Origin of the sequence: Streptomyces aureoversilis (assembly GCF_042657885.1) — a bacterium.
Taxonomy (GTDB): domain Bacteria; phylum Actinomycetota; class Actinomycetes; order Streptomycetales; family Streptomycetaceae; genus Streptomyces; species Streptomyces aureoversilis.
On record NZ_JBHSKJ010000007.1, the window covers coordinates 227,795 to 254,070 of the forward strand.

26 protein-coding genes are annotated in these 26,276 nt (G+C 72.6%); 7 read left to right on the plus strand and 19 right to left on the minus strand.

The features are described 5' to 3' along the window. Positions 1–54: 54 nt before the first annotated feature. Together ACFPP6_RS14775 and ACFPP6_RS14780 are read left to right on the plus strand one after the other, a co-directional pair. The gene (locus tag ACFPP6_RS14775; RefSeq protein WP_382041495.1) at positions 55–723 is read left to right on the plus strand and encodes a potassium channel family protein; all 669 of its coding nucleotides are present in this window, start codon (positions 55–57) and stop codon (positions 721–723) included. Beyond that, on the plus strand, positions 720–1,391 hold the full coding sequence (locus ACFPP6_RS14780; RefSeq protein WP_382041498.1) for a potassium channel family protein: 672 nt from the start codon (positions 720–722) through the stop codon (positions 1,389–1,391). The genes ACFPP6_RS14775 and ACFPP6_RS14780 overlap by 4 nt, the downstream gene beginning before the upstream one ends. Positions 1,392–1,467: 76 nt before the next feature. On the opposite strand, the gene ACFPP6_RS14785 is transcribed toward ACFPP6_RS14780, so the two are convergent. The 4 genes from ACFPP6_RS14785 to ACFPP6_RS14800 form a co-directional block, all read right to left on the minus strand. After that, the gene (locus ACFPP6_RS14785; RefSeq protein ID WP_382041501.1) at positions 1,468–2,217 is read right to left on the minus strand and encodes a DUF3159 domain-containing protein; all 750 of its coding nucleotides are present in this window, start codon (positions 2,215–2,217) and stop codon (positions 1,468–1,470) included. A 3-nt stretch (positions 2,218–2,220) separates the two neighbouring features. Beyond that, positions 2,221–2,619, minus strand: coding sequence for an OB-fold nucleic acid binding domain-containing protein (locus ACFPP6_RS14790; RefSeq protein ID WP_079110128.1), 399 nt, complete (start codon positions 2,617–2,619; stop codon positions 2,221–2,223). 64 nt (positions 2,620–2,683) lie between these two features. Further along, the gene (locus ACFPP6_RS14795; protein ID WP_058042159.1) at positions 2,684–3,373 is read right to left on the minus strand and encodes a response regulator; all 690 of its coding nucleotides are present in this window, start codon (positions 3,371–3,373) and stop codon (positions 2,684–2,686) included. 85 nt (positions 3,374–3,458) lie between these two features. Next, positions 3,459–6,011, minus strand: coding sequence for a DUF4118 domain-containing protein (locus tag ACFPP6_RS14800; protein WP_382041505.1), 2,553 nt, complete (start codon positions 6,009–6,011; stop codon positions 3,459–3,461). 229 nt (positions 6,012–6,240) lie between these two features. Between ACFPP6_RS14800 and ACFPP6_RS14805 the strand changes: the two genes are divergently transcribed. Next, positions 6,241–6,777: a GNAT family N-acetyltransferase gene (locus ACFPP6_RS14805; RefSeq protein WP_382041508.1), complete on the plus strand. Its 537-nt coding sequence runs from the start codon at positions 6,241–6,243 to the stop codon at positions 6,775–6,777. 139 nt (positions 6,778–6,916) lie between these two features. On the opposite strand, the gene ACFPP6_RS14810 is transcribed toward ACFPP6_RS14805, so the two are convergent. The 8 genes from ACFPP6_RS14810 to ACFPP6_RS14845 all read right to left on the minus strand — a co-directional run bounded on the left by ACFPP6_RS14810 (position 6,917) and on the right by ACFPP6_RS14845 (position 15,725). After that, the gene (locus ACFPP6_RS14810) at positions 6,917–8,800 is read right to left on the minus strand and encodes an NAD-binding protein (protein WP_382041791.1); all 1,884 of its coding nucleotides are present in this window, start codon (positions 8,798–8,800) and stop codon (positions 6,917–6,919) included. A 181-nt stretch (positions 8,801–8,981) separates the two neighbouring features. Continuing rightward, complete coding sequence (kdpC, locus tag ACFPP6_RS14815; protein WP_382041510.1) at positions 8,982–9,629, minus strand: potassium-transporting ATPase subunit KdpC; 648 nt, start codon at positions 9,627–9,629, stop codon at positions 8,982–8,984. Between the two features lie 7 nt (positions 9,630–9,636). After that, a complete protein-coding gene (gene kdpB / locus ACFPP6_RS14820; RefSeq protein WP_382041513.1) occupies positions 9,637–11,745 on the minus strand; it encodes a potassium-transporting ATPase subunit KdpB in 2,109 nt (702 codons plus the stop codon). After that, positions 11,742–13,433: a potassium-transporting ATPase subunit KdpA gene (gene kdpA, locus ACFPP6_RS14825; RefSeq protein WP_382041516.1), complete on the minus strand. Its 1,692-nt coding sequence runs from the start codon at positions 13,431–13,433 to the stop codon at positions 11,742–11,744. Before kdpA ends, kdpB begins: the two co-directional genes overlap by 4 nt. 8 nt (positions 13,434–13,441) lie before the next feature. Then, positions 13,442–13,531, minus strand: coding sequence for a K(+)-transporting ATPase subunit F (kdpF, locus tag ACFPP6_RS14830; protein ID WP_043188605.1), 90 nt, complete (start codon positions 13,529–13,531; stop codon positions 13,442–13,444). A 328-nt stretch (positions 13,532–13,859) separates the two neighbouring features. Next, positions 13,860–14,642: a DUF3710 domain-containing protein gene (locus ACFPP6_RS14835; protein ID WP_382041519.1), complete on the minus strand. Its 783-nt coding sequence runs from the start codon at positions 14,640–14,642 to the stop codon at positions 13,860–13,862. 1 nt (position 14,643) lies between these two features. Continuing rightward, positions 14,644–15,144, minus strand: a complete 501-nt coding sequence (dut, locus tag ACFPP6_RS14840; protein ID WP_179083002.1) for a dUTP diphosphatase — start codon at positions 15,142–15,144, stop codon at positions 14,644–14,646. Further along, positions 15,141–15,725 (minus strand): PaaI family thioesterase, encoded by a 585-nt coding sequence (locus ACFPP6_RS14845; RefSeq protein ID WP_382041522.1) that lies wholly within the window; start codon positions 15,723–15,725, stop codon positions 15,141–15,143. The genes dut and ACFPP6_RS14845 overlap by 4 nt, the downstream gene beginning before the upstream one ends. Positions 15,726–15,784: 59 nt before the next feature. Here ACFPP6_RS14845 and ACFPP6_RS14850 point away from each other — a divergent pair, with 59 nt between their 5' ends. Next, complete coding sequence (locus ACFPP6_RS14850; protein WP_382041525.1) at positions 15,785–16,231, plus strand: DUF3093 domain-containing protein; 447 nt, start codon at positions 15,785–15,787, stop codon at positions 16,229–16,231. Between the two features lie 74 nt (positions 16,232–16,305). Here the strand turns inward: ACFPP6_RS14850 and ACFPP6_RS14855 are convergent, their stop codons facing one another. The 4 genes from ACFPP6_RS14855 to ACFPP6_RS14870 form a co-directional block, all read right to left on the minus strand. Then, entirely contained in the window at positions 16,306–17,121 is an 816-nt protein-coding gene (locus tag ACFPP6_RS14855) for a hypothetical protein (protein ID WP_382041528.1), read from the minus strand. A 14-nt stretch (positions 17,122–17,135) separates the two neighbouring features. Next, positions 17,136–17,432, minus strand: coding sequence for a DUF4193 domain-containing protein (locus ACFPP6_RS14860; RefSeq protein ID WP_030366107.1), 297 nt, complete (start codon positions 17,430–17,432; stop codon positions 17,136–17,138). Positions 17,433–17,830: 398 nt separating this feature from the next. Continuing rightward, positions 17,831–19,081, minus strand: coding sequence for a sensor histidine kinase (locus tag ACFPP6_RS14865; RefSeq protein ID WP_382041530.1), 1,251 nt, complete (start codon positions 19,079–19,081; stop codon positions 17,831–17,833). 7 nt (positions 19,082–19,088) lie between these two features. Then, positions 19,089–19,742 (minus strand): response regulator transcription factor, encoded by a 654-nt coding sequence (locus tag ACFPP6_RS14870; protein ID WP_030368611.1) that lies wholly within the window; start codon positions 19,740–19,742, stop codon positions 19,089–19,091. Between the two features lie 360 nt (positions 19,743–20,102). On the opposite strand from ACFPP6_RS14870, the gene ACFPP6_RS14875 reads away from it, so the two are divergent. Then, on the plus strand, positions 20,103–20,270 hold the full coding sequence (locus ACFPP6_RS14875) for a hypothetical protein (protein WP_179082997.1): 168 nt from the start codon (positions 20,103–20,105) through the stop codon (positions 20,268–20,270). Between the two features lie 78 nt (positions 20,271–20,348). Here the strand turns inward: ACFPP6_RS14875 and ACFPP6_RS14880 are convergent, their stop codons facing one another. Both ACFPP6_RS14880 and ACFPP6_RS14885 read right to left on the minus strand, forming a co-directional pair. Continuing rightward, the gene (locus ACFPP6_RS14880; RefSeq protein WP_382041534.1) at positions 20,349–21,149 is read right to left on the minus strand and encodes an inositol monophosphatase family protein; all 801 of its coding nucleotides are present in this window, start codon (positions 21,147–21,149) and stop codon (positions 20,349–20,351) included. 15 nt (positions 21,150–21,164) lie between these two features. Next, a complete protein-coding gene (locus ACFPP6_RS14885) occupies positions 21,165–22,292 on the minus strand; it encodes a ferrochelatase (RefSeq protein ID WP_382041537.1) in 1,128 nt (375 codons plus the stop codon). 141 nt (positions 22,293–22,433) lie between these two features. Between ACFPP6_RS14885 and ACFPP6_RS14890 the strand changes: the two genes are divergently transcribed. Continuing rightward, the gene (locus ACFPP6_RS14890) at positions 22,434–23,714 is read left to right on the plus strand and encodes an MFS transporter (RefSeq protein WP_382041540.1); all 1,281 of its coding nucleotides are present in this window, start codon (positions 22,434–22,436) and stop codon (positions 23,712–23,714) included. Beyond that, complete coding sequence (locus ACFPP6_RS14895) at positions 23,665–25,020, plus strand: D-arabinono-1,4-lactone oxidase (RefSeq protein ID WP_382041542.1); 1,356 nt, start codon at positions 23,665–23,667, stop codon at positions 25,018–25,020. Before ACFPP6_RS14890 ends, ACFPP6_RS14895 begins: the two co-directional genes overlap by 50 nt. Positions 25,021–25,197: 177 nt before the next feature. Here the strand turns inward: ACFPP6_RS14895 and ACFPP6_RS14900 are convergent, their stop codons facing one another. Beyond that, positions 25,198–26,274, minus strand: coding sequence for a hypothetical protein (locus ACFPP6_RS14900; protein WP_382041545.1), 1,077 nt, complete (start codon positions 26,272–26,274; stop codon positions 25,198–25,200). Positions 26,275–26,276: the final 2 nt, after the last annotated feature.

Sequence of the window (26,276 nt, forward strand, 5' to 3'; positions counted from 1 at the left end):
GAGCAGGTTGTTGGTGCAGGTCAGCGCGGTAGTCCGGAGCGTGGGGTAAGCGTCGTGCACATTGTGATCATGGGCTGCGGGCGGGTCGGCTCGGCCCTCGCCCAGACCCTTGAGCAGCAGGGTCACACGGTGGCCGTGGTCGACCAGGACCCGACGGCCTTCCGCCGCCTGGGCTCCGGGTTCGGCGGCCGTCGCGTGACCGGCGTCGGCTTCGACCAGGACACCCTGCGCGAGGCGGGCATCGAGGAGGCGGGCGCGTTCGCGGCCGTCAGCAGCGGTGACAACTCCAACATCATCGCGGCCCGCGTGGCCCGCGAGATGTTCGGCGTGGAGAACGTGGCCGCGCGGATCTACGACCCCCGGCGTGCCGAGGTCTACCAGCGGCTGGGCATCCCGACCGTGGCCACCGTGCGGTGGACGGCCGACCAGATGCTGCGGCGGCTGCTGCCGTCCGGCGCGGAGCCGCTGTGGCGCGACCCGAGCGGCGGCGTCCAGCTGGCCGAGGTGCCCGCCTCGGACGCCTGGGTGGGCCACAAGATCAGCAAGCTCCAGGAGGAGACCGGCGTGCGGGTGGCGTTCCTCACCCGGCTGGGCGAGGCGGTGCTGCCGTCCTCCTCGACGGTGTTGCAGGAAGGCGATCTGGTGCATGTGATGATGCGCACCGACGAGATCGAGAAGGTCGAAGCGGCGTTCGCGCACGGTCCCGAGGAGGCGCACTCATGAGGGTCGCCATCGCCGGTGCCGGTGCCGTCGGCCGCTCCATCGCGGGCGAGCTGCTGGAGAACGGGCACGAGGTGCTGCTCGTCGACAAGGCCCCGACCGCCATCTCCGTCGAGCGGGTGCCGCTCGCCGAGTGGCTGCTGGCCGACGCGTGCGAGATCACCTCGCTCGACGAGGCCGCGCTGCAGCGCTGCAACGTGGTCATCGCGGCCACGGGTGACGACAAGGTCAACCTGGTCGTCTCCCTGCTGGCCAAGACCGAGTACGGGGTGCCCCGGGTCGTGGCCCGGGTGAACAACCCCAAGAACGAGTGGCTGTTCAACGAGTCCTGGGGCGTCGACGTGGCCGTGTCCACGCCGCGCCTGATGTCGGCGCTCGTCGAGGAGGCCGTGAGCGTCGGCGACCTGGTGCGCCTGATGCGGTTCAGCCAGGGCGACGCCAACCTCGTGGAGCTCACGCTGCCGCCGGAGTCGGCGCTGGCCGGCACCCGCGTCGGGGACGTGGCCTGGCCGGACGACACCTCGCTCGTCACGATCATCCGCGGCAACCGGGTGCTCACCCCCAGCCGGGAGGACTCCCTGGAGGCCGGCGACGAGCTGCTGTTCGTCGCGGCCCCCGCGCGCGAGGAACAGCTGGAGGACCTGCTGTCGGTGACGCGGGACGCCGACTAGCACCCGCACACACGAACGCCGGGCGGGCTCGAATCTCGAGCCCGCCCGGCGTTCGTTTTCGTCTGTGAGGGGGAGGTCAGCTCAGGGCCTTGCTGTTCTCCGCGCCTTCGGCGCTCTCCGCCTTCTCCGCACGCTCGGCCGCCTCCATCTCCGCGATCACGTCGATCGGCGGCGGGGCCTTGGCCAGGAAGATCCAGGTCAGGTAGACCGACAGCAGCATCGGCGGGATGCCGAGGGCCACCTTCACCCAGCCGAGCTGGGTGGCGTCGCCCCACCAGTACAGCGGGAAGAGGATCGCCGACTTGGTCAGCAGGATCAGGCCCCAGGCCCAGCTCGCCTTGGTGTAGGCGACCTTGCGGCCGGGGTTGCGGGTGCGCCAGGAGAGGTTCTCCTTGAACACCGGGCCGAGGATCAGGCCGAGCAGCGGATAGCCCACCATGGACGTGACGATGTACGCCACGGCCAGGCCCAGGGTGTAGAGCATGCCGGGCAGGTGGAAGTTCTTGGCGTCGCCGGTCATCATCGCGAAGACCGCGCCGATGGCGACCCCGAAGACGCCGCTGAAGGCGTGCTTGACGGTGTCCTTGCGCAGCAGCCGGGCGATGCCCATCAGCAGGGAGAGGCCCAGCGCGGCGATGGCCGCGGTGTGGATGTCCCGCTTGACCGTGAAGATCGCTACGAAGACCAGGCCCGGCACGGTCGTCTCGACCATGCCCCGCACCCCGCCGAAGGCCTCGAAGAGCGCGGCTTTGGTCGCCGCCGATGCGTCGGCGCCGTCACCGCCCGTCCCCTGCTGGTCCGTCGTCGGCTTGTCGAGAGACGTCACCCGCTACTCCTGTCCGAGCGGTCGGAGTTCGTACTTGGGATTGAACAGCACCCGGCGGCCACGGCTCATCGAGATCCGGCCGGAGGCGATCAGCTTACGGCCGGGCTCTATGCCGACGATGGAACGGCGGCCGAGCCACACGACGTCGAGCGCGGCCGAGCCGTCGAACAGCTCGGCCTCCAGCGCGGGCACCCCGGCACGGGGGCGGAGCGTTACGGTCCGCAGTGTGCCGGTGACCTTGACTATCTGCCGGTCGTCGCAGTCGCATATCCGCGTGCAGCCCGTGGCCTCCGCGTCCTGCTGCAGTTCTGCGTGGTGCAGCTCCTCCTGCGAGGTGGACAGCCGGTCGAGCATCCGGCGGAAACGGCCGGTCGGCTTCTCGGAACGGGGTACGGCACTCATGAACCCAGCGTACCGGGCGCCCTCCGGGCGGGTTCCTGCCCCGCGAGCGGGCTGCCGTTTCGTCCTACAGCTCGAAGCGGTACCCCATCCCCGGCTCCGTAATGAAGTGCTTCGGATGCGAAGGGTCACGTTCCAGCTTGCGCCGCAGCTGGGCCATGTACACCCGCAGGTAGTTCGTCTCCGTGCCGTAGGACGGGCCCCAGACCTCCTGGAGCAGCTGCTTCTGGCTGACGAGACGGCCCGTATTGCGTACGAGCACCTCCAGCAGGTGCCACTCGGTCGGCGTCAGCCGCACGTCGCGGCCCTCGCGGTTGACCTTCTTCGCCGCGAGGTCGACGGTGAAGACCTCGGTCTCGACGATCGCGTCGTCCCCCGCGGCCGCCGCCCCCGTCGGCTCGGCGCGCCGCACGGCGGCCCGCAGCCGGGCCAGCAGCTCGTCCATGCCGAACGGCTTGGTGACGTAGTCGTCCGCGCCGGCGTCCAGCGCCTCGACCTTCTCGTCGGAGGTCTGGCGGGCGGACAGGACCAGGATCGGCACCCGGGTCCAGCCCCGCAGTCCCTTGATCACCTCGACGCCGTCCATGTCGGGCAGGCCGAGGTCGAGGATGACCACGTCGGGGTGGCGCGCGGCGGCGAGCTGGAGGGCCGTCGCGCCGTCGGGCGCGGCGTCGACCTCGTACTTCCGCGCCTTGAGGTTGATCACGAGGGCGCGGACGATCTGCGGCTCGTCATCCACCACGAGCACCCGGTTCATCGGTAACCACCTCTGCTGTTCGTGCGGGCCCGCCGGCGGGGCCCGGGATCGGGGACTGCTGGACTGTCGGTGCGCGGGGGACGGCTCACGAGGTGGCCTGCGCCGGGAGGTCCGGGCGGACCGGGGCGACGCCGTCGGCGGCCCGCAGGGTGAGCACCATGGTCATGCCCCCGCCGGGGGTGTCCTCGGCGGCGAGGGTGCCGCCCATGGCCTCGGCGAAGCCCCGGGCGACGGCCAGGCCGAGGCCCACGCCGGCGCCGCGCGGCGCGTCCCCGTAGCGCTGGAAGGGCTCGAAGATGCGGTCCTTGGCGCTGTCGGGGACGCCGGGGCCGCGGTCGGCCACCCGCACCTCCACGCGGTCGCCCAGGGCGCTGGCGGCCACCAGGACGGGCGTCCCGTCGGGGCTGTGCTTGACGGCGTTCTCGACGACGTTGGCGACGCTGCGCTCCAGCAGGCCGGGGTCGACGGCGACCATCGGCAGCGTCTCGGGGATGTCGAGGGTGACGCTGCCCTCGGGGACGCCGCCCAGGGCCATCGGCACCACCTCGTCCAGGTCGATCTCGCGGATCAGCGGGGTGACGGTGCCGGTCTGCAGCCGCGACATGTCGAGGAGGTTGCCGACGAGGTGGTCGAGGCGGTCCGCGCCGTGCTCGATGCCGGCCAGCAGCTCGGCCTCGTCCTCCTCGGACCAGGCGACGTCGTCCGAGCGCAGGGAGGTCACCGCGGCCTTGATCGCGGCGAGCGGGGTGCGCAGGTCGTGGCTGACGGCGGCGAGCAGCGCGACGCGGATGCGGTTGCCCTCGTCGAGGCGGCGGGCCCGCTCGGCCTCGCCGACCAGCCGCTGCCGGTCCAGGACGACCGCGGCCTGCGCGGCGAAGGCGGCGAGCACCCGGCGGTCCTCGGCGGGCAGGACGCGCCCGGAGAGGGCGAGCGCCATGTTGTCGCCGACGGGCATGTCGACGTCGGCGTCCTCGGGCCGCAGCAGGGGCTTGCCCGAGTTGGTCACGACGGCGGCCGCGCAGGTCCACGGGTCGACGTCGCTGGTGCGCTCCAGCAGGGCCACGGACTCCATGGCGAAGGTCTCCCGGACCCGCTCCAGCAGGGCCTCCAGGCTGTTGTCGCCGCGCAGCACGCTGCCGGCGAGGAAGGAGAGGATCTCGGACTCGGCCCGCAGCCGCGCCGCCTGGTGGGTGCGGCGCGCGGCCACGTCCACCACGGACGCCACGGAGACCGCGACGAAGACGAAGGTCGCGATGGCGACGATGTTCTTGGGGTCGGTGATCGTCCACTGGTGGACGGGCTCGACGAAGAAGTAGTTCAGCAGCAGCGAGCCGAAGGCCGCGGAGGCGAGGGACGGCAGCAGACCGCCGAGCAGGGCCGCCGCCACCGTCATGCACAGGAACAGCAGCATGTCGTTGGCGAGGCCGAGGTGCGGCCCGATGTTCGTCAGCAGCAGGCTGAGCAGGGCCGGGCCGCCCAGGCCGACGAGCCAGCCGGCCAGGATGCGGCCCCGGCCGAGGCGGGCGCCGCGCGCCACGGGCAGGCCGCGGCCCTTGGCGACCTCCTCGTGGGTGACGATGTGGACGTCCAGGTCGGGCCCGGAGTCGCGGGCCACGGTCTGGCCCACGCCGGGGCCGAAGATGTACTGCCAGTTCTTGCGCCGGCTGGAGCCGAGCACGATCTGGGTGGCGTTGACCCCGCGGGCGAACTCCAGCAGCGAAGCGGGCACGTCGTCCCCGATCACGTGGTGGAAGGTGCCGCCGAGGTCCTCGACCAGGGTGCGCTGGACGGCGAGCTCCTTGGGCGAGGCCGAGGTGAGCCCGTCGCTGCGGGCGATGTAGACGGCGAGGATCTCGCTGCCGGAGCCCTTGGCGGCCATGCGCGCCGCGCGGCGGATCAGGGTGCGGCCCTCGGGGCCGCCGGTGAGGCCGACGACGATGCGCTCGCGGGCCTGCCAGATGGTGGAGACGCTGTGCTCCGTGCGGTACTGCCGCAGGTACTCGTCGACGCGGTCGGCGGTCCACAGCAGGGCGAGCTCGCGCAGCGCGGTCAGGTTGCCGGGCCGGAAGTAGTTGGAGAGGGCCGCGTCGACCTTGTCGGGCTTGTATATGTTCCCGTGGGCCATGCGGCGGCGCAGCGCCTGGGGCGACATGTCGACCAGCTCGATCTGGTCGGCGCGGCGCACGACCTCGTCGGGCACGGTCTCCTGCTGCCGGACGCCGGTGATCGACTCGACGACGTCGCCGAGCGACTCCAGGTGCTGGATGTTGACCGTGGAGACGACGTCGACGCCCGCCTGGAGCAGCTCCTCGACGTCCTGCCAGCGCTTGGTGTTGCGCGAGCCGGGCACGTTGGTGTGGGCGAGCTCGTCGACGAGGACGACGGCGGGGCGGCGGGCGAGGACGGCGTCGAGGTCCATCTCGGTGAAGACGGCCCCGCGGTAGGTGATCTCCCGGCGGGGCACCTCCTCCAGGCCGTGGAGCATGACCTCGGTGCGCGGCCGGTTGTGGTGCTCGACGAAGCCGACCACGGCGTCCGTGCCGCGCTCCACGCGCCGGTGGGCCTCCGAGAGCATCGCGTACGTCTTGCCGACGCCCGGTGCCGCGCCGAGGTAGATCCGAAGCTTGCCGCGTCCCATGGCCCCATTGTCTTTCAGGTCACGCGGCGGTGTCCGGGCGGTCCGCGCCGGCCGGATGTGCTGATGTGCTCGCACTGCCGCGTACGGTCGACCTTACGGCCAAAGTTCTGGACATATGGGGCGCCCGGGGATGCCGGGCGCGGTATTGACGCAGCTCTGACGCCCTGCCCCGTGACTTTTGCGCGACCCGTCCGGTCCGGACCGGGAGGCGGGCTGACAGCATGGCGGCATGACTGACGTACGCACGGCGCACACGTCCGGGCTGACCGACGCGGAACTCGCCGCGGTCCGCGCCCTCGTGGACGACGCGTTCGAGGGGGACTTCTCCGACGAGGACTGGGACCACACGGTGGGCGGCATGCACGCCCTCGTGTGGGAGGGCGGCGAGCTGATCGGCCACGGCTCGCTCGTGCAGCGCCGCATGCTGCACCGCGGGCAGGCCCTGCGCGCCGGATACGTGGAGGCCGTGGCCGTCCGCGGGGACCGGCGCCGGCAGGGCGTGGCCTCGGCCGTGATGGACGCCCTGGAGGAGGTGCTGCGCCGCGGCGGCTACGAGCTGGGGGCGCTGGGCGCGGCGGACGAGGCCGTGCCGCTCTACGCGGGCCGCGGCTGGCAGCAGTGGCGCGGCCCCTCGGCGGTGCTCTCCCCGGCGGGCGTGCGGCGCACCGAGGAGGAGGACGGCTGCATCTACGTCATGCCGCTGACGGCGAAGCTGGACCTGGACGGGGAGCTGGCCTGCGACTGGCGGCCGGGCGACGTCTGGTGACGGCCGGCCGCCTCCGGCGGTGAAGGCCGGGGGCCCGGTGGGCAAGGCCGGGAGACCGAAGGCCGGGAGCCTGGCGGACGAGGCCGGAGGCCCGGCGGCCCGGCGGCCCGGGTGAACCGCGCCCCCTCCCCCGCGCGCGTCAGCGCGGGCGGGGCACGGGCCTGCGGCCCAGCAGGTCGGCGAGCCCCTGCCGGGTGGCCGCGACGATGACGCGGTCCTGGCCGCCCAGGACGTAACGGGCGGGGAGGTCCTCCAGCAGGCGGGTCTCCTCCCGGGCGGAGGCCTCCAGGCGGCCGGAGGCGTCCAGGCGCCGGGTGGTCACCGCGAGCGCCCGCCACGCGCCGGGCACGAACGCCTCCCCGGCGGGCTGCCCGTTCAGCTCGGGGCGGCCCTCCACCTCCAGCGCCGCGATGAGGACGACCTGCCGCTCGACGGGGACCGCTCCCAGGATCTGACGCCCTATCATCGCGCCCGCGAAGGCCGGGGCGACGAGGAAGGAGACGCTGCGGCTGCGCGTCCACGCCCGCGGGTGGGAGGCGCGCAGGGTGCGGTAGACGGCCTTGGCGAAGCGGTCGTCGTACAGCCGCATGACCACCCGTACCCCGGGGTTGACCGCGCGCGCGTACAGCACGGCCTCCAGGTTGGTGATGTCGCTGCTGGTCAGCGCCAGGAGCGTGCCGCTCTGGCCGACCTTGGCGGCGTCCAGCACGCCTTCCTCGGTGACGTCGCCGATGATCGTGGGCACGCGCAGGGAGCGGGCGAGCGCGACGCCGCGGGCCTGCGGGTCGCGCTCCACGCACACGACGGGGATGCCGAGTTCGCGCAGCCGGGCCAGCACGCGGGTGCCGATCTTGCCCAGGCCCAGCAGCACCACGTGGCCGGACAGGCCGCGCCGCGGGCGGCGCAGCGCCGAGGCCGAGCGGAAGGTCCCGAGCCCTTCCAGGGCGGCGGCCACCAGCAGGGGCAGGAGCAGCAGTCCCGTGAGTCCGGAGAGCAGCTGGAGGACCTTCCGGCCGTGGCCCTCGCCGATCGCCGGGTCGTTGATGGCGAAGAGGTCGAGCAGCGAGAGGTAGACCGCGTGCGTCGGGTCGTCGCTGGTGACGCTCCAGGACGCCACGGCCAGCGCGCAGACGGCGGCGGTCAGCAGGCCGAGGGCCCAGCGCAGGCGCGTGGAGAAGAAGGAGCCGAGGGGCAGGCCGCGGACGGTCGGGCGGACCGGCGTGGGCTGCAGGGCGAAGGGCACCGCCTCCAGGACGACTTCGGCGCGCCCCTCGGTGCCCGGCGGCCGCGGGTCGTCCGGGAGCAGCAACGGGCCGTCGCCGTCGAGGGCTTCCGCGCTCCCGGGCCGCGGCGCCGCCGAGAGCAGGGCGAGGGTGCACAGCTCCCGCCCCCGCCCGCGCCCGGCGACCGCGTGGGACCGCTCGGCAGCCCGCAGCATCAGGCCGCCGGCCTCGATGACCTTGCTGTGCCCGGAGACGGCGGCGGTGACGAGGACGGGGGCGGCGGTGTCGGCGTCCGACAGGACGGTGGTGGTGGCGGCTTCCGTGTCGGTGACGAACGTGCCGTCCACGGCCGCGGCCACCTGGGCGGCCTGGTCGAGGAGCTTCGCCAGGTGCTCGCCGAGCCTGCGGTTGTAGAGGCGGATGACGAGGCGGACGCGCGGGTTGAGGCGGCGGGCCAGGAGGGCCGCCTGGACGTTGGTCTCGTCGTCGTCGTAGACGAGGGCGAGTGCGGTGGCGTGGGCCACCCCCGCCTCGGTGAACGCCTCCTCGCCGGGTTCCGCCGCCTCCAGCACCCGTACGAGGCCGCCGCCGGCCGCGGTGCCGTTCCGGTCGGGCGCGCCCGCGCGCCCGACGACTCCGGTGACGCGCCCGAAGAGCGCCGCGGCACGGCCGAGCGCGGGCGCGGGGCGCTGCCGGGCCTCGCGCGCCGGCGGCAGGACGACGGTGACGCGCTCGCCGTAGACGCCGGAGAGCTCGGCGGCGAGCCGGTGCACGAGCCCGTCGTCCCCGCACACCACCATGTGCGGTGCGGCCGGGGCGACATGGGGCTGCGGGTTCAATGTGACCACGTTCAACAGAGTGCCCTGCGGCGGTCGAACATTCACCGGATTTCCCACCCCCGGATGTAAGGGGTGGTGCACGAAGATGGACGGGGCCCGCCGGTCCGGCCGGCAGGCCCCGTCCGTGCTCCCGCGGGACGCGCTACTTCTTCGCGAGCTCCTGCAGCGCGATGTTGAGCTTCAGGACGTTGACGCGCTCCTCGCCCATGAAGCCGAGGATCCGGCCGTCCACGTGGTCCTCGACCAGCTTCTCGACCTTGCCCGCCGGCAGGCCGTTGGCCTCGGCGACCCGCTTGGCCTGCAGCCGCGCGTACGCCGGGGAGATGTCCGGGTCGAGGCCCGAGGCGGAAGCCGTCAGGGCGTCCACGGGCACCGCCGACGGGGAGACGCGGTTGAACGCGGCGACGTCCGTACGGCGCCGCTCGACGGCGTCCAGCAGGGTCCTGCTGTCGGCGGCGAGGTTCGAGGCGCCGGAGACGATCAGCTTGTACTGCGTGTTCTCGGCGTTCGGGCCGGCGGCCGACGGGCGCGGCTGGAAGAACTTCGGGTCGGGCAGCGGGTTGCCGTCCTTGTCCTTCTTGTCGAGGTCGTAGCGCTGGCCGAGCCGCTCGGAGCCGACGGACCTGCCGCCGGCCTTGATCTCGGAACCGTTGGCCTTGTCGTGGAAGGCCGCCTGGGCGATGCCGGTGACGACCAGCGGGTAGATCACCCCGCAGACCACCGTGAGGACGAGCAGGGCCCTCAGGCCCGCGCCCAGCAGGCGGGCCGTGCTGTGTACGGAAGTGTTCATGGTGACGTCACCCGATGCCAGGGATGAGGGAGATGAGCATGTCGATGATCTTGATGCCGATGAACGGGGCGACCAGGCCGCCCAGTCCGTAGATTCCGAGGTTGCGCCGCAGCATGCTGTCGGCGCTCATCGGCCGGTAGCGCACGCCCTTGAGGGCCAGCGGCACCAGCGCGACGATGATCAGCGCGTTGAAGACGACCGCCGAGAGGATCGCCGACTCCGGGGAGGTCAGGCTCATGATGTTGAGCTTGTCCAGGCCGGGGTAGGCCACCGCGAACATCGCCGGGATGATGGCGAAGTACTTGGCGACGTCGTTGGCGATCGAGAAGGTCGTCAGGGCGCCGCGCGTGATGAGCAGCTGCTTGCCGATCTCCACGATCTCGATGAGCTTGGTGGGGTCGGAGTCCAGGTCCACCATGTTCCCGGCCTCCTTGGCGGCCGAGGTGCCGGTGTTCATGGCCACGCCCACGTCCGCCTGCGCGAGCGCGGGGGCGTCGTTGGTGCCGTCGCCCGTCATCGCCACGAGCTTGCCGCCGGCCTGCTCGCGCTTGATGAGCGCCATCTTGTCCTCGGGCGTGGCCTCGGCGAGGAAGTCGTCGACGCCGGCCTCCTCCGCGATGGCCTTGGCCGTCAGCGGGTTGTCACCCGTGATCATGACGGTCTTGATGCCCATGCGGCGCAGCTCCTCGAACCGCTCCCGCATGCCCTCCTTGACGACGTCCTTGAGGTGGATGACGCCCAGGACGCGCGCGCCCTTCTCGTCCTCCAGGGCGACGAGCAGCGGCGTGCCACCGGCCTGGGAGATCCGGTCGGTGAGCTCGCGGGCGTCCTCGGCGACGCGGCCGCCGCGCTCCTCGACCCAGGCGATGACCGAACCGGTCGCGCCCTTGCGGACCTTGCGGCCCTCGACGTCGACGCCCGACATACGGGTCTGCGCCGTGAAGGGCACCCACTCGGCGCCGGTGAGCTCGCCCTCGTGGCGCTCGCGCAGGCCGTAGCCCTCCTTGGCGAGGACGACGATCGAGCGGCCCTCGGGCGTCTCGTCGGCGAGCGAGGAGAGCTGGGCTGCGTCGGCGACCTCGGCGGCCGTGGTGCCCTTGACGGGCACGAACTCCGCCGCGCGGCGGTTGCCGTAGGTGATGGTGCCGGTCTTGTCGAGCAGCAGCGTCGAGACGTCGCCCGCGGCCTCCACCGCGCGCCCGGACATCGCCAGGACGTTGCGCTGCACCAGCCGGTCCATGCCCGCGATGCCGATCGCGGACAGCAGCGCGCCGATGGTCGTCGGGATGAGGCAGACCAGCAGGGCCGCCAGGATGATCATCGACTGCTCGGCGCCCGCGTGGATCGCGAACGGCTGGAGCGTGATGACGGCCAGCAGGAAGACGATCGTCAGCGAGGCGAGCAGGATGTTCAGCGCGATCTCGTTCGGCGTCTTCTGCCGGGCCGCGCCCTCGACCAGGTTGATCATCCGGTCGATGAAGGTCTCGCCGGGCTTCGTCGTGATCTTGATGACGATGCGGTCGGAGAGGACCTTGGTGCCGCCGGTGACCGCCGAGCGGTCGCCGCCGGACTCGCGGATGACCGGGGCCGACTCGCCGGTGATGGCCGACTCGTCGACGGACGCGACGCCCTCGACGACGTCGCCGTCGCCCGGGATGACGTCGCCGGCCTCGCAGACGACGAGGTCGCCCACGCGCAGCTCGGTGCCGGGCACCGACTCCTCGGTGCCGCCGTTCATCCGCCGGGCCACCGTGTCGGTCTTGGCCTTGCGCAGGGTGTCGGCCTGGGCCTTGCCGCGGCCCTCGGCCACGGCCTCCGCCAGGTTGGCGAACAGGACCGTCAGCCACAGCCAGACGGTGATCGCCCAGCCGAACCAGTCGCCCGGGTCCTTGACCGCCAGCCCGGTGGTGACCACCGAGCCGATCAGGACCACGAACATCACCGGGGACTTCACCATCACCCGGGGGTCGAGCTTGCGGAACGCGTCCGGCAGCGACCTCATCAGCTGCGCGGGGTCGAACAGGCCGCCGGAGACGCGCCCGGGCGCCTGGGATCCGTGGGACGGGGCGTCCTGGGGTTCCTCGGACGTGGGCCGGACAGGGGTGGTCGTGCTCATGAAAGTCCCTCCGCCATCGGGCCAAGGGCCAGGGCCGGGAAGTAGGTCAAGCCGGTGATGATCAGGATCGCGCCGACGAGCAGGCCCGCGAAGAGCGGCTTCTCGGTGCGCAGGGTGCCGGCGGTCTCGGGGACGGGCGTCTGCTCGGCGAGCGAGCCGGCCAGCGCCAGCACGAAGACCATCGGCAGGAAGCGGCCGAGCAGCATGGCGAGGCCGATCGTGGTGTTGTACCAGGGCGTGTTGGCGTTCAGGCCCGCGAAGGCCGAGCCGTTGTTGTTGGCGCCCGACGTGAACGCGTAGAGGACCTCGGAGAAGCCGTGCGCGCCGCTGCCGTCCACCGAGTTGCCCTTGACGTTCAGGATCGACTCGGGCGGCGAGGACAGCGCCATGGACAGGGCGGTGAAGCCGAGCACCAGGGTCGGGGTGATGAGGATGTAGCACGCGGCGAGCTTGATCTCGCGGGTGCCGATCTTCTTGCCGAGGTACTCGGGCGTGCGGCCGACCATCAGGCCCGCGATGAAGACCGCGATGATCGCCATGACGAGCATGCCGTAGAGGCCGGAGCCGACGCCGCCCGGCGCGATCTCGCCGAGCATCATGCTCAGCAGCGTGATGCCGCCGCCCAGGCCGGTGAAGGAGGAGTGGAAGGAGTCCACCGCACCGGTGGAGGTGAGCGTCGTCGTGGTCGCGAAGATCGCCGAGGCGCCCACGCCGAAGCGCTGCTCCTTGCCCTCCATCGCCCCGCCCGCGGCCTGCAGCGCGGCGCCGTGGCCCGCGTACTCGGTCCACATCATCAGCGCGGTGAAGCCGAGCCAGATCACGCCCATGGCCGCGAGGATCGCGTAGCCCTGCTTGACGTTGCCGACGAGCTTGCCGAAGGTGCGGGTCAGCGAGAACGGGATGAGCAGGATCAGGAAGATCTCGAAGAGGTTGGAGAAGGCGTCGGGGTTCTCGAACGGGTGGGCGGAGTTGGCGTTGAAGTAGCCGCCGCCGTTGGTGCCGAGCTCCTTGATGACCTCCTGCGAGGCCACGGCGCCGCCGTTGACCTGCTGGGTGCCTCCGGTCAGCTGGCCGATCCCGTGGATCCCGGAGAAGTTCTGGATGGCGCCGCAGGCCACCAGCACCAGCGCGCCGATCACCGAGATCGGGAGCAGGATGCGGACGGTGCCGCGCACCAGGTCGGCCCAGAAGTTGCCGAGCTCGCCGGTGCGCGAGCGGGCGAAGCCGCGGACGAGCGCGACGGCCACGGCGATGCCGACGGCCGCGGAGACGAAGTTCTGCACGGCCAGGCCGAGCGTCTGGACGGCGTGGCCCATGGCCTGCTCGCCCGAGTACGACTGCCAGTTGGTGTTGGCGACGAACGAGGCGGCGGTGTTGAACGCCTGGTCCGGGCTGATCGCGGTGAAGCCCAGCGACAGGGAGTCGGGGAGTATGCCCTGGATCCGCTGCAGCAGGTAGAGGAAGAGGACGCCGGCGACCGAGAAGGCCAGCACGCCGCGCAGGTACGCGGGCCAGCGCATCTGGGCGTCCGGGTCGGCGCCGATGGTGCGGTAGAGCAGCTTCTCGGCGCGCAGGTGCTTCTCGGAGCTGTAGACGCGGGCCATGTAGTCGCCGAGCGGGCGGTGGACGAGCGCCAGCGCCGCGACGAGCGCGGTGAGCTGGAGGACTCCGGAGAGAACGGGGCTCATATCTGTACTCAGAACCTCTCCGGGAAGACGAGGGCGAGGATCAGGTAGCCCAGCAGGGCGACGGCCACGACCAGGCCGACGATGTTCTCGGCGGTCACAGCTTCGTCACCCCCTTGGCGACGAGAGCCACCAGCGCGAAGACCGCGATCGTGGTGACGACGAAGGCCACGTCGGCCATCGTGTGCTCCTAGAGAGGGTTCGGATATGAACGGACCATCACAGGAAACCGCCCCCGGGAGCCCTCGCACGCTCCGTTGACGCGCTCTATACGGCCATTAGCGCCCCCTTGACGCAATCCATACGGGCACCTCTTTGACCTGCAAAAACGCCGCTGGGCCGCAACCCCTGATCGGGGTTGCGGCCCAGCGGAACGCAGCAATCCAGCCGTCGGCGGACGACGGCGGACCGTTCTTCGGCAGGCTGCCGTCAGCGCACTTCGGTGATCTCCGGACCGCGCTCCAGGCGGTCCACGCCGCCCGCGAAGCGCGAGCGGTCGTCGTCCGGCTGCTGCAGGCCCTCGGCGACCATCTGGGCGTCCTCCGGCAGCTTCAGCACGATCGGGTCGCGCGGGGCCATCGGGGACTCGCCGCGGACGACGACGGTGTCCCGGAAGATCTGCTCCAGCAGGCCGGCGGTCTGCGGCTGCACCGCGCCCTGGCCCGAGATCACACCGCGCAGGAACCAGCGCGGCCCGTCGCACCCGATGAAGCGGACCATCTGCACGCCCTGCGTGCCGTCCGGCAGCGCCACCGGCACCTGGGCCCGCAGCTCCCAGCCGAGCGGGCCCTCGACCTCGTCCACGACGCCGCCCTGCTGGGTGATGCCGGAGGCGATCTCCTCGCGGACCTCGACCCAGATGCCCTCGCGCTTGGGGGCGGCGAAGGCCTGCAGCTGCACGGCGCTGTCGCGCAGCACCACGGTGGCGGCGACGATCGCGTCACCCGCGACCTCCACGCGCAGCTCCATGCCCTCGACGCCGGGCACGAACAGACCGCCCAGGTCCACCCGGCCCTCGGTGGCGTCACGGACCTCGGAGAGGTCCCACGGCCCGTCGGGGCGGGGCTCCGGCTCCAGCCGGACGCGGCTCTCGGCCGCGGAGTCCTGCGCGTCCGACGCTGAGTCCTCAGCCAACTCCTCGGAGGTCACGTCGTCGAGATGACCGGCATCCTCGACTACGTCCTCACTGCGCTTGCGGCGACGACCGAACACGTCACTGTCCTTCCCGGTCGCTGGCGACCGAAGCGAATCCATACCCCACGGCAGCGTGGCCACCGGTGGACCCGAAGCCCCCTTCGGCCCGTGCCGAGCCCGGAAGCTCCGCGACCTCGTGGAAGCGGACCTTCTCTACCTGCTGGACGACCAACTGGGCGATGCGGTCGAACCTCTCGAACCGAACGGTCTCCCGCGGGTCCAGATTGACCACAATCACCTTGATCTCTCCACGGTACCCGGCATCGATGGTCCCCGGGGCATTCACCATGGAGACTCCGCACCGGGCGGCGAGGCCCGAACGCGGGTGCACGAACGCCGCGTAGCCGTCCGGCAGCGCGATGGACACGCCCGTCGGCAGCACCATGCGCTCCCCCGGGGCCAGCTCGGCGGCCTCGGTGGTCACGAGGTCGCAGCCGGCGTCACCGGGGTGACCGTAGGAGGGGAGGGGCACCTCGGGGTCCACACGGCGGACGAGGACGTCCAAGGGTTGACGCGTCACGGGTTCACCTCGAAAGCTCGCGCGACCTTCACCTGGTCGGGGTTGGCCAGCGTGGCCTGGATCTCTGCGGGACGGCCGTTCTCGATGAAGTGGTCGACCTTGACCTCGACGAACACCGCCTCGGCGCGGAGTGCGAGCGGGCCCTCGGGCCCGCCGATCCGGCCGGTGGCCGCGGCGTAGATCTTACGGCCGTGCACGGCCTTCACCTCGGCCTGCAGGTGGAGCACGGTGTCCACGGGCACGGGCAGCAGGAAGTCGGTCTCCAGCCGGCCGGTCACCGCGATCACCCGCAGCATCCAGCCCAGCGAGCCCAGCGTCTCGTCCAGCGCCGTCGCCAGCACCCCGCCGTGGGCGAGGCCCGGGGCGCCCTGGTGCGCCTCCTTGACCCGGAACTCCGCGGAGACGCCCACGCCCTCGCCGGCCCGCACCTCGACGTGCAGCCCGTGCGGGACGCCGGGGCCGCAGCCGAAGCAGTACTCGTAGTGCGACCCGATGGTCTCTCCGGGCGCGGGCGCGTCGGGGTGCCGCACCGGGGGCACGGCCCCTTCCGGCGGCGTCAGCGCTGTCGTTCGTCCACTCACAGGGGCTGACCTTACCCGCGACGGCCGGGCCCGGTCCCGCTCGTGTCAAGCTTGGGCCCATGCAGGCTTACGAAGAACGTCTCACCGTGCCCCGTTCCTGGTGGTTCATCGCGGTTCTGGCCGGGGTCGCGATGGCGCTGATCCTGCTGCCCCTGGGGACGGTTCCCATGCTCGGCGGGCTGGTGGGCGGCGGGGCCCTCGCGGCGGTCGCCGTCAGCTCCTACGGGTCCGTGCGCATCCGCGTGGTGAGCGGCGCGCTGGTGGCGGGCGACGCCCGCATCCCCGTCGAGGCGCTGGGGACGCCGCAGGTGCTGGACGCCGACGAGGCCCGCGCCTGGCGCACGCACAAGGCGGACACCCGTGCCTTCATGCTGCTGCGCGGCTACGTGCCGACCGCGGTCCGCATCGAGATCACGGACCCGGCCGACCCCACTCCGTACGTCTACCTCTCCACGCGCTCTCCCCAGCGGCTGGCCGAAGCGCTCGCGGCGGTACGGGCGTCCTGACGCCGCGGACGCCCCCGCGGGCGGTGCGGATACCCTGACGGCCCTCTCGGGGGCCCGGGGCGGGCCCGCGTGGCTCAGGGCAGCCACGGAGGGCCTTCAGGGCCCTCCGGGAGCGCCTCCCACGGCACCTGCCGGGCACGCAGGTCGATGCGGACCTTGGCCGCGAGCCTTCTGGTGTCGCGGCGGTTCATCACCGCGCCCACGGTCGCACCGATCATGAACGGGGCGAGGTTGGGCAGGTTGCGGAACGTCCGCTTGAGGATCTGCTGGCGCAGCTCGCGCCGGAGCTGGCCGCCCAGGGCCGCGTTGACGGTGGTGGGGGACGTGACGTCGATCCCTCGCTCGTCCGCCCAGGCGGCCAGATAGGCCAGGGAGCGCTGGCGCAGCGTGCCGGGGGCCCGCAGGCCGTACACCTCGTGGAGCTCGGCGATCAGCTTGAGCTCCACGGCTGCCACGCCGGCGATCTCGGCGGCCAGTTCGGCGGGCATCGCGGGCGGCACCGGCAGCATCGCCGCGGCCCCCACCCCGGCGCCCACGGTGGACGTGGCGTTGACCGCGCCCGTCACCAGCTTGTCGGCGAGCTCCTCCGGGCCGAGGCCCGGGAACTGGGCCCGCAGTGTCGCGAGGTCGCGCACCGGGATGCGCGGGGCGTTCGCGATGATCCGGTCGACGAGGGCGGAAAGGCCCGCCCGCGCTCCCCGGCCGCCCTTGGTGGCACCACGGCCGACAGCAGCGACGAGCGAGGCCGTGCGGCCTCGCTCGACGTGGGTGCCGACCGTGTCGCCAGGGGCAGGGACGCCGTCGCCCTGCCGTGCGGCCTCCTGGCCCGGCCCGGTGGTCAGCTCGGGCTGCCGGGAGCGCCGCTTCCGGAACGGGGTCGAGCCTGCCATCGCAGACCCGATCCTCAGTCGCAGTCGCGGCAGATCGGCTGGCCGTTCTTCTCGCGCGCCAGCTGGCTGCGGTGGTGCACGAGGAAGCAGCTCATGCAGGTGAACTCGTCGGCCTGCTTGGGCAGGACCCGGACGGCCAGCTCCTCGTTGGAGAGGTCCGCGCCGGGCAGCTCCATGCCCTCCGCGGCCTCGAAGTCGTCCACGTCGACGGTCGACGCCGACTTGTCGTTCCGGCGGGCCTTGAGCTCTTCAAGGCTGTCCGAGTCGACGTCGTCGTCGGTCTTGCGTGGGGTGTCGTAGTCCGTTGCCATGTCGCTCTCCCCCTCTGGGTGTCTGCGGTGTCTCCAGCGCACGTAACGCGTGAGAGGCCGGACTTGTGCCCGACCCGAGGCGGAGATTTTGCCTCACATCAAGGTCTGTTACTCAATCGACACCCAACCGCACACCTGAAGAGGTGATGGGGTTGGATGGCGAACCGGACCGTACACGGTCCGAATGCCGCATGCGGATGCGCCATCACGTGTACTTCCCGTGATCAGGACCAGCGGAAACCCCCATTTTTCCGGCGTTCCGGCGCGCCCGCTGATCACGGAGAGTGGATGGCCGGAAGTTTGCCTGTGTGAGCGATTACACACACCCACAGCAAGGGTCGGAACGTGAAAATTCCGCCCAAAGCGAACCTACGGCCGCCCTATTCTCGCAGAAATTTTCAGGTGGGCAGGACCACTCTCATGATCAACCCGCCTCCCTCGCGCGGCTCCGCGGTGATCCGCCCGCCGTGCGCGCGGGCCACCGAGCGCACGATCGACAGCCCCAGGCCGACGCCCTTGTCGCTGCCCGTGCGCTCCGTGCGGAGCCGGCGGAACGGCTCGAAGATGTTGTCCAGCTCGTAGGCGGGGACCACGGGCCCGGTGTTCTCCACCACCAGCACCGCCTGACCCGGCTGCGCCTCGGTGGTGACCTCGACCCAGCCGTCCGGGGTGTTGTACCGCACGGCGTTCTGCACCAGGTTCAGCGCGATCCGCTCCAGCAGCACGCCGTTGCCCTGGACGACCGCGGGCTGGCGCGTGCCGCGCAGCTCCACGCCCTTGCCCTGGGCCTCCGAGCGCGTCTGGTCCAGCGCCCGGGAGGCCACCTCGGCCAGGTCCACGGGCTTGCGGTCGACGATCTCGTTGTCGCTGCGGGCGAGCAGCAGCAGGCCCTCCACCAGCTGCTCGCTGCGCTCGTTCGTGGCCAGCAGCGTCTTGCCGAGCTGCTGGAGCTCCGGGGGCGCACCGGGGTCGGAGAGGGTGACCTCCAGCAGCGTGCGGTTGATCGCCAGCGGCGTGCGCAGCTCGTGCGAGGCGTTGGCCACGAACCGCTGCTGCGCGGTGAAGGCCCGCTCCAGCCGGTCGAGCATCTCGTCGAAGGTGTCCGAGAGCTCCTTCAACTCGTCCTCCGGCCCGTCCAGTTCGATCCGGCGGGAGAGGTCGGTGGCGGCCACCCGGCGGGCGGTCCGCGTCATCCTGCCCAGCGGCGAGAGGACCCGGCCCGCCATGGCGTAGCCGAAGGCGAAAGCGATCACGGCCAGGCCGAGGAGGGCCAGCAGGGAGCGCTTGAGGAGGCCGTCGAGGGCCATGGCGCGCTGGTGCTCCATGCACAGCCGCAGGCCGTTCATGAAGGTGTCGCTGTTGGTCGCGGAGCCCTGGGGCAGGCTCCGGCAGCTGGCGCTGGTCTCGACGTTGGCGTTGAGGATCCGGAACGGCAGCTGGTTGCCCTGGGTGAGGGCGTCGGCCGCCAGCAGATAGATGATCGTCAGCAGCAGCACGCCGGCCATCAGGAACATCCCGCCGTACAGCAGGGTCAGCCGTATCCGGATCGTCGGGCGCAGCCAGGGGAACGGGCGCACGACGGGCTGCCGCGGGTCCCAGGTGGGCTTGGGAGGGGTCGCGGGGGGCGTGGGGGTGGGGGCGGAGGCCATCGGGGGATCAGATCCGGTATCCGGAGCCGGGCACGGTGACGATCACCGGGGGCTCGCCGAGCTTGCGGCGCAGGGTCATGACGGTGACCCGGACGACGTTGGTGAAGGGGTCGGTGTTCTCGTCCCAGGCCTTCTCCAGCAGCTGCTCGGCCGAGACGACCGCGCCCTCGCTGCGCATGAGGACCTCCAGGACGGCGAACTCCTTGGGCGCCAGCTGCACCTCCCGGCCGTCGCGGAAGACCTCGCGGCGGTTGGGGTCGAGCTTGATGCCGGCGCGCTCCAGGACGGGCGGCAGGGCCACGGTCGTGCGGCGGCCGAGGGCCCGCACGCGCGCGGTGAGCTCGCTGAAGGCGAAGGGCTTGGGGAGGTAGTCGTCGGCGCCGATCTCCAGGCCCTCCACGCGGTCGCTGACGTCGCCGGAGGCGGTGAGCATCAGGACGCGGGTGGGGATGCCGAGCTCGACGACCTTGCGGCAGACGTCGTCGCCGTGGACGAGCGGCAGGTCGCGGTCGAGGACGATCACGTCGTAGTCGTTGACGGCGATGCGCTCCAGGGCGGCGGCACCGTCGTACACGACGTCGACGGCCATGGCCTCCCGGCGCAGTCCGGTGGCGACGGCATCGGCGAGCAGCTGCTCGTCCTCGACGACGAGTACGCGCACGGCGTTGATCCTTCCCTTTGGGCCCGGGCGGGCAGGCTGGAGGTACCCCTGTGGGTGTCTCCATCCTGCCTCGAACGTCGGTAAACCGGCTGTAAGGGGTGCCGGGACCGACCTGCCGGCAGGCCATTCCGGATCGCCGCCGGGACGGGGCCCGGAGCGGTTTCCGGTCGGGCGGGGGGATTGGTTCCGGTCGGGAGGTTTCCCCGCGGACGGCGTTGGGGAAGACGTCTGCACACCCGCGATCACGCCCAGTGGCGGCACGCCACCACGGCCCGTCCGCCCGCGCCGGGGCAGGGGCGCGATCGATTCGCCGTCGGCACACCCCCGTGCCATCGACCCACGACGAGGGGGCGCAGCACCATGGACGCGTTCACCGCTGGCATTCTGCAGCGCATAGAGAGCACCCGCAGCGAACGGGACCAGGCCCGCAGGCTGGGCGACGAGTACACGGCCGAGGTGGAGCAGTCCGCCTTGGACGACCTGCACCGTCTTGCCGCCGAACACGGCGTCGAGGTCTCCGCGGCCTGAGCCGGATCCGACGGCAGTGCCCCGGCGCCGAGCGGCGCCGGGGCACTGTCGTGTCCGGGAGGGGGCGGGCGGCGGGGCTCAGCCCTGCCAGGCCCCCAGCTCCTCCAGGCGCCCCTGCAGCGTCTCGAAGAGCACCGGCGGGGCCGCCACGGTCAGCTCCGGGGAGACGGGCTCGCCCGGGCGTCCGCCGGTCAGGGCCCCGGCCTCGCGGGCGATCAGCGCGCCCGCCGCGTAGTCCCAGGGGTTGAGCCCGCGCTCGTAGTAGCCGTCCAGCCGGCCGCAGGCCACGTCGCACAGGTCGATCGCCGCGGACCCGCCGCGCCGGATGTCGCGCACCTGCGGCAGCAGGGAGCGCAGGACCTCGGCCTGGGCGGCGCGGCGCGCGGTGAGGTAGCCGAAGCCGGTGCCGATCAGGGCCTGGTCGAGGCCGGGCGCGGGCCGGACGGCCAGCCGCCGCTCGCCTTCGTAGGCGCCCTCGCCGAGCACGGCCCGGTAGGTCTCGCCGCGCATGGGCGCGGCCACGACGCCGACGACCGCCTCGCCGTCGAGCTCGGCCGCTATGGACACGGCCCAGGACGGCAGGCCGTAGAGGTAGTTCACGGTGCCGTCGATCGGGTCGATGACCCACCGCACGCCGCTGGTGCCCTCGCTGCTGGCGCCCTCCTCGCCCAGGAGGCCGTCCTCGGGGCGGCGCTCGGCGAGGAAGCCGGTGATCAGCTTCTCGGCGGCGATGTCCATCTCGGTGACGACGTCGATCGAGCTGGTCTTGGTCGCGGCGACCCCGAGGTCCGCCGGGCGCCCGTCGCGGAGCAGGGCCCCGGCGCGGTCGGCGGCCTCGAGGGCCACGGCCAGGAGTTCTGCCTTCAGGGTGTCGCTCACGGTGCTGGTGCTCCTTTACGCGTACGGGCTGTCGGCTCCGGCGGCGGCCGGGCGCGGGGCCCGGGCCGGGCAGCAGCCGACGGGACAGAGGTCGTGCGAGGGGCCGAGGGCGCCCAGGGCGCACCGCTCGGGGCGCTCGCCGCGCTCGCTCGCGGCCCGCTCCAGGACCAGCTCGCGGACGGCGGCGGCGAAGCGGGGGTCGGCGCCGACGGTCGCGGCGCGGGCGACCGGCAGGCCGAGCTCGGCGGCCTTGGCGGCGGCCTCGGTGTCGAGGTCGTACTTGACCTCCATGTGGTCCGAGACGAAGCCGATGGGGACCATGACGACGGCGGGGACGCCGTCGCCGTGCGCGGCAGCCAGGTGGTCGCAGATGTCGGGCTCGAGCCAGGGGATGTGCGGGGCGCCGCTGCGGGACTGGTAGACGAGCCGCCACGGGTGCTCCGTGCCGGTCTCCGCGCGCACCGCCTCCGCGACGGTGCGGGCGACGTCGAGGTGCTGGGCGACGTAGGCGCCGCCGTCGCCGTGGCCGTCCGCGGGGCCGGAGGTGTCCGCGGCGGCGGTGGGGATGGAGTGGGTGGTGAAGGCGAGGTGCGCGCCCGCGCGGACGTCCTCGGGCAGCTCGGCGAGGGCCGCCAGGACGGCGTCGGCCATGGGGCGGACGAAGCCGGGGTGGTTGAAGTAGTGCCGCAGCTTGTCGACGCGGGGCGGCGTGACGCCCTCGGCCTCCAGGGCCGCGAGCGCGTCGGCGAGGTTCTCGCGGTACTGCCGGCAGCCGGAGTACGAGGCGTAGGCGCTGGTGGCGAGGGTGAGCACGCGGCGCCGGCCATCGGCCGCGATCTCGCGCAGGGTGTCGGTCAGGTACGGCGCCCAGTTGCGGTTGCCCCAGTAGACCGGAAGGTCGAGGCCGTGCTCGGCGAACTCCTTGCGCAGGGCGCCGAGCAGCGCACGATTCTGGTCATTGATCGGGCTGACTCCGCCGAAGAGGAAGTAGTGCTGCCCGACCTCCTTGAGGCGCTCGCGGGGGATGCCGCGCCCGCGCGTGACGTTCTCCAGGAAGGGAACGACGTCGTCCGGGCCCTCGGGGCCGCCGAAGGAGAGCAACAGCAGGGCGTCGTAGGGGGCGTGCGCTGGCTGATCCGACATGCGTCCGATCCTGCCACCCTGCACGGACTGCCGGGAAATGACGGTGCGCCGAACAAACGCACCCCAGTAAGCTGTATCGGCCAGCTACGTCCCTTACGGCACCCTCGTCCCGTCCCCATAACGACCCCCTCGGGAGCCGTCTTGCCCAGTCCTTACCGCGAGATCTTCGCCGCTCCCGGCACCAAGGGGTTCTCGGCGGCCGGTCTCCTCGGCCGGATGCCGCTGTCGATGCTGAGCATCGGCATCGTCACGATGATCTCCCAGATCACCGGCCGCTACGGGCTCGCGGGCGCCGTCTCCGCGGCCGGGGCCGTCTCCGCCGCCGTCCTCGGCCCGCAGATATCCCGGCTGGTCGACCAGTACGGGCAGCGCCGGGTGCTGCGCCCGGCGACGCTGGTGGCCCTGGCCGCCGTCGCGGGGCTGCTGCTGAGCGCGCAGCAGCGCTGGCCGGACTGGACGCTGTTCGTCTTCGCGGCGTTCGGCGGCTGCGTGCCGAGCGTGGGATCGATGGTGCGGGCCCGCTGGGCCGCGATCCACGGAGGCAGCGGGCAGCTGCACACGGCCTACGCCTTCGAGTCCGTCCTGGACGAGGTGTGCTTCATCGTCGGCCCGATCCTGTCGATCGGGCTGTCCACCAGCTGGTTCCCCGCGGCGGGCCCGCTGCTGGCCGCCGGCTTCCTCGCGATCGGCGTGCTGTGGCTGACCGCCCAGCGCGCCACCGAGCCGGAGCCGCACCCGCGCGGGCAGGGCGGGGGCGGCCACGCGCTGCGCTCCCCCGGCCTGCAGGTGCTGGTGGCGACCTTCGTCGCCACGGGCATGATCTTCGGCGCGTGCGACGTGGTGACCATCGCCTTCGCCGAGGCCGAGGGCCACAAGAGCATGGCGAGCCTGGTGCTCGCGGCGTACGCGCTGGGGTCCTGCATTGCGGGGATCGTTTTCGGACTCCTGCGGCTGAGCGGGGACATGGCCCGCCGCTGGCTCGTGGGCGTGTGTGCGATGGCCGTGAGTATGATCCCCCTCCAACTGGTCGGGAGCCTGCCGTTCCTGGCCGTGGCGCTCTTCGTCTCGGGGCTGTCGATCGCGCCGACCATGGTGACGACGATGGCCCTCGTCGAACAGCACGTACCGCGCGCACAGCTGACCGAGGGCATGACCTGGACGAGCACGGGACTCGCGGTCGGCGTGGCACTGGGGTCGTCGGCCGCCGGCTGGGTGGTGGACGTCCACGGCGCCGCCGCGGGGTACGCGGTGTCCGGGGTGGCGGGGGCGCTCGCGGCGGCGGTCGCGTTCCTGGGCTACCGCCGGCTCCGCAGGCCGGCGCCGCAGCGGCCGGGGGGACCTGTGCCGCAGGCAAGGGGAGGGTCTGACGCACATGACGGAGACGACCGGAACGACGACCTCAGCAAGGGCATCGTCGCCTAGGGCGGCCGGGCCGGCCCGCTGGCGCAACTGGGCGGGCAACGTCACCGCGCACCCCGTGCGGACGGTGGCCCCCGCCTCCGCGGCCGAGGTCGCGGAAGCGGTCGTACGGGCCGCGTCGGACGGCCTGCGGGTGAAGGCGGCCGGCACCGGCCACTCCTTCACCGCCGCGGCCGCCACCGACGGCCTGCTCATACGCCCCGAGCGCCTCGGGGGCCTGCGCGCGATCGACCGCGCGGCGGGCACGGTGACGGTGGGGGCCGGCACCACGCTGCGGCACCTGAACGCGACGCTGTCCGCGCACGGCCTGTCGCTGGCCAACATGGGCGACATCATGGAGCAGACCGTCTCGGGGGCGGTCAGCACCGGCACCCACGGCACGGGCCGCGACTCGGCCTCGCTCTCGGCCCAGGTCCGCGCCCTGGAGCTGGTCACCGCGGACGGCACGGTGCTGACCTGTTCCGCGGACGAGAACCCGGAGGTCTTCGCGGGCGCCCGGCTGGGGCTGGGCGCACTGGGCGTGATCACCGCCGTCACCTTCGCGGTGGAGCCGGAGTTCCTGCTCCGGGCCCGCGAGGAGCCGATGCCCCTCGACCGGGTCACCGCCGAGTTCGAGCAGCTGGTCGCCGAGAACGAACACTTCGAGTTCTACTGGTTCCCCCACACCGGCAACTGCGTCACCAAGCGCAACAACCGCAGCGCGGGTCCCGCGGACCCGCCCGGCCGGGTCGCCGCCTGGGTCGAGGACGAGCTGCTGTCGAACGGCCTCTTCGGCGCCCTGTGCGCCGTGGGCCGCGCCGTCCCCGCCGCCGTCCCCGGCATGGCGCAGCTCGCCGGCCGCGCGCTGTCGGCCCGCACCTACACGGACGTGCCGTACCGCGTCTTCACCAGCCCCCGCCGGGTCCGCTTCCTGGAGATGGAGTACGCGCTGCCGCGGGAGGCCGCGATACCGGCGCTGCGCGAGCTGCGGGCCGCGATCGAGCGCTCGCGGCTGCGCGTGGCCTTCCCCGTCGAGGTCCGCACGGCTCCGGCCGACGACATACCGCTGTCCACGGCCCACGCCCGGGACACCGCCTACCTCGCCGTGCACATGTACCGGGGCGCCCCCTACCGCGCCTACTTCCGGGCCGCCGAGCAGATCATGACGGCGCACGGCGGGCGCCCCCACTGGGGCAAGCTCCACAGCCGCGACGCCGGGCACCTCGCGGCGGCCTACCCGCGGTTCGCCGCCTTCACCGCGCTGCGGGACCGGCTGGACCCGCAGCGCGTGTTCGGCAATGACTACCTGCGGCGCGTACTGGGCGACTGAGCCGACGAGGCCTGCACGCGCCCCGTAAGGGGCGCGGGGAACTGCGCGACCGGCCACGCACGGCCCGCAGCCGACCGACTGCTCCCGGCGGAGCGCTCAGGCCCGGGCGTGCGGAACCGGCGCAGCCGGCGCCGACCGTACGGGGCGCACGTCCACGAGGCCGGACGGGGCGCGCCTCTACGAGACGGCGCCCGCGGCAGGCGTACCCGCCCCGGCAGCCGCATTCTGCCCCTGCGTCGGCGGCCTGGGAGACGTCCCGCCCCCCGAGGCGCCCTGCCCGCCCGTGCTGCCGCCGCCCTTGCCGTCCCCGCCCGTGCCGCCGCCCGGGGAGGTCGAGGGGTTGGGCGTGGGGTCCGGCTTGGTGCTGGGCGTCGAGCCTCCGGAGGACGGCGTCGTCGACGGGTCCGGCGACTGCTTGCCCGTGTCGCCGCCCTGACGGGAGGCGTCCGGGTCGGGCGTGGGGCCGGAGCCGCCTCCGGTGCCGCGCTCCTCGCCGCCGTCGTACGAGCGCTCCGGGTCCGGTGACTGCTCGGGCGCCGGGTCCTGCTTCTTCTGCGGCTTCCCGCCGTCGATGATCCGGCTGACCGTGGTCCCCTTACCACCGTCCGCACTCGACCCCTTGACCAGCTCGACCGCGGTGACGGTGCCCATCGCGAGGACGAAGACCGCGCCGGCGGCGATGAGCGGGCCCTTCCAGCCGCGCACCCGGGTGCCGTGTGTCGTGGCCGGGGTGTACGTGTCCGTGTACGCAAAGGAGTGTTCATCGGCGCGTGCTCCAGGATGCGCGCCCGCGTATGCGCCTCCGGGCTCCGGCGACCGTGACGCCGTGTGCAACAGCCTCGTCGCCTCGTCGCCGGCCACCGGGAGCATCTGCGTGGCGTCCGCCTGCGGCAGCATCCGGGTCGCGTCGTCCTGCGCGGCGCGCCGTGCGGGGTCCTGTGCCGCGACCGCGGCGCGGCTGACGGCCCGGCCCGCGTCCCGCACGGGCACCTGGCGCAGTTTCGGCTTCGCCGCCTGCGTGGTCGCCTCGCGGAGCTGTTCGCCGGTCCGCTTGAACAAGTGCTGGAAGACCGTGCCGCCTGAGGTGGCCACGATGCTGACGACGCCGGCGCCGATGACCGTGCCGTACACCCCGAGCTTGCCCGCGAGCAGTGCGGCGATCACCGCCGCGAGGGCGCTGCCGGCGACCTGCGCGAGGCTCAGTTCCAGACGCTTGCTCTTCTGTTTTGCCTCACTTTCGCCTTTGTCGTCCATCT

What these genes read in the sequence shown, in the direction of transcription:
- ACFPP6_RS14780 (WP_382041498.1), top strand. Translation starts at nt 720, where the DNA reads ATGAGGGTCGCCATCGCCGGTGCCGGTGCCGTCGGCCGCTCCATCGCG.
- ACFPP6_RS14790 (WP_079110128.1), bottom strand. Translation starts at nt 2,619, where the DNA reads ATGAGTGCCGTACCCCGTTCCGAGAAGCCGACCGGCCGTTTCCGCCGG.
- ACFPP6_RS14795 (WP_058042159.1), bottom strand. Translation starts at nt 3,373, where the DNA reads ATGAACCGGGTGCTCGTGGTGGATGACGAGCCGCAGATCGTCCGCGCC.
- ACFPP6_RS14800 (WP_382041505.1), bottom strand. Translation starts at nt 6,011, where the DNA reads ATGGGACGCGGCAAGCTTCGGATCTACCTCGGCGCGGCACCGGGCGTC.
- ACFPP6_RS14805 (WP_382041508.1), top strand. Translation starts at nt 6,241, where the DNA reads ATGACTGACGTACGCACGGCGCACACGTCCGGGCTGACCGACGCGGAA.
- ACFPP6_RS14810 (WP_382041791.1), bottom strand. Translation starts at nt 8,800, where the DNA reads ATGGTGGTGTGCGGGGACGACGGGCTCGTGCACCGGCTCGCCGCCGAG.
- kdpC (WP_382041510.1), bottom strand. Translation starts at nt 9,629, where the DNA reads ATGAACACTTCCGTACACAGCACGGCCCGCCTGCTGGGCGCGGGCCTG.
- kdpB (WP_382041513.1), bottom strand. Translation starts at nt 11,745, where the DNA reads ATGAGCACGACCACCCCTGTCCGGCCCACGTCCGAGGAACCCCAGGAC.
- kdpA (WP_382041516.1), bottom strand. Translation starts at nt 13,433, where the DNA reads ATGAGCCCCGTTCTCTCCGGAGTCCTCCAGCTCACCGCGCTCGTCGCG.
- ACFPP6_RS14850 (WP_382041525.1), top strand. Translation starts at nt 15,785, where the DNA reads ATGCAGGCTTACGAAGAACGTCTCACCGTGCCCCGTTCCTGGTGGTTC.
- ACFPP6_RS14855 (WP_382041528.1), bottom strand. Translation starts at nt 17,121, where the DNA reads ATGGCAGGCTCGACCCCGTTCCGGAAGCGGCGCTCCCGGCAGCCCGAG.
- ACFPP6_RS14860 (WP_030366107.1), bottom strand. Translation starts at nt 17,432, where the DNA reads ATGGCAACGGACTACGACACCCCACGCAAGACCGACGACGACGTCGAC.
- ACFPP6_RS14865 (WP_382041530.1), bottom strand. Translation starts at nt 19,081, where the DNA reads ATGGCCTCCGCCCCCACCCCCACGCCCCCCGCGACCCCTCCCAAGCCC.
- ACFPP6_RS14875 (WP_179082997.1), top strand. Translation starts at nt 20,103, where the DNA reads ATGGACGCGTTCACCGCTGGCATTCTGCAGCGCATAGAGAGCACCCGC.
- ACFPP6_RS14885 (WP_382041537.1), bottom strand. Translation starts at nt 22,292, where the DNA reads ATGTCGGATCAGCCAGCGCACGCCCCCTACGACGCCCTGCTGTTGCTC.
- ACFPP6_RS14895 (WP_382041542.1), top strand. Translation starts at nt 23,665, where the DNA reads ATGACGGAGACGACCGGAACGACGACCTCAGCAAGGGCATCGTCGCCT.
- ACFPP6_RS14900 (WP_382041545.1), bottom strand. Translation starts at nt 26,274, where the DNA reads ATGGACGACAAAGGCGAAAGTGAGGCAAAACAGAAGAGCAAGCGTCTG.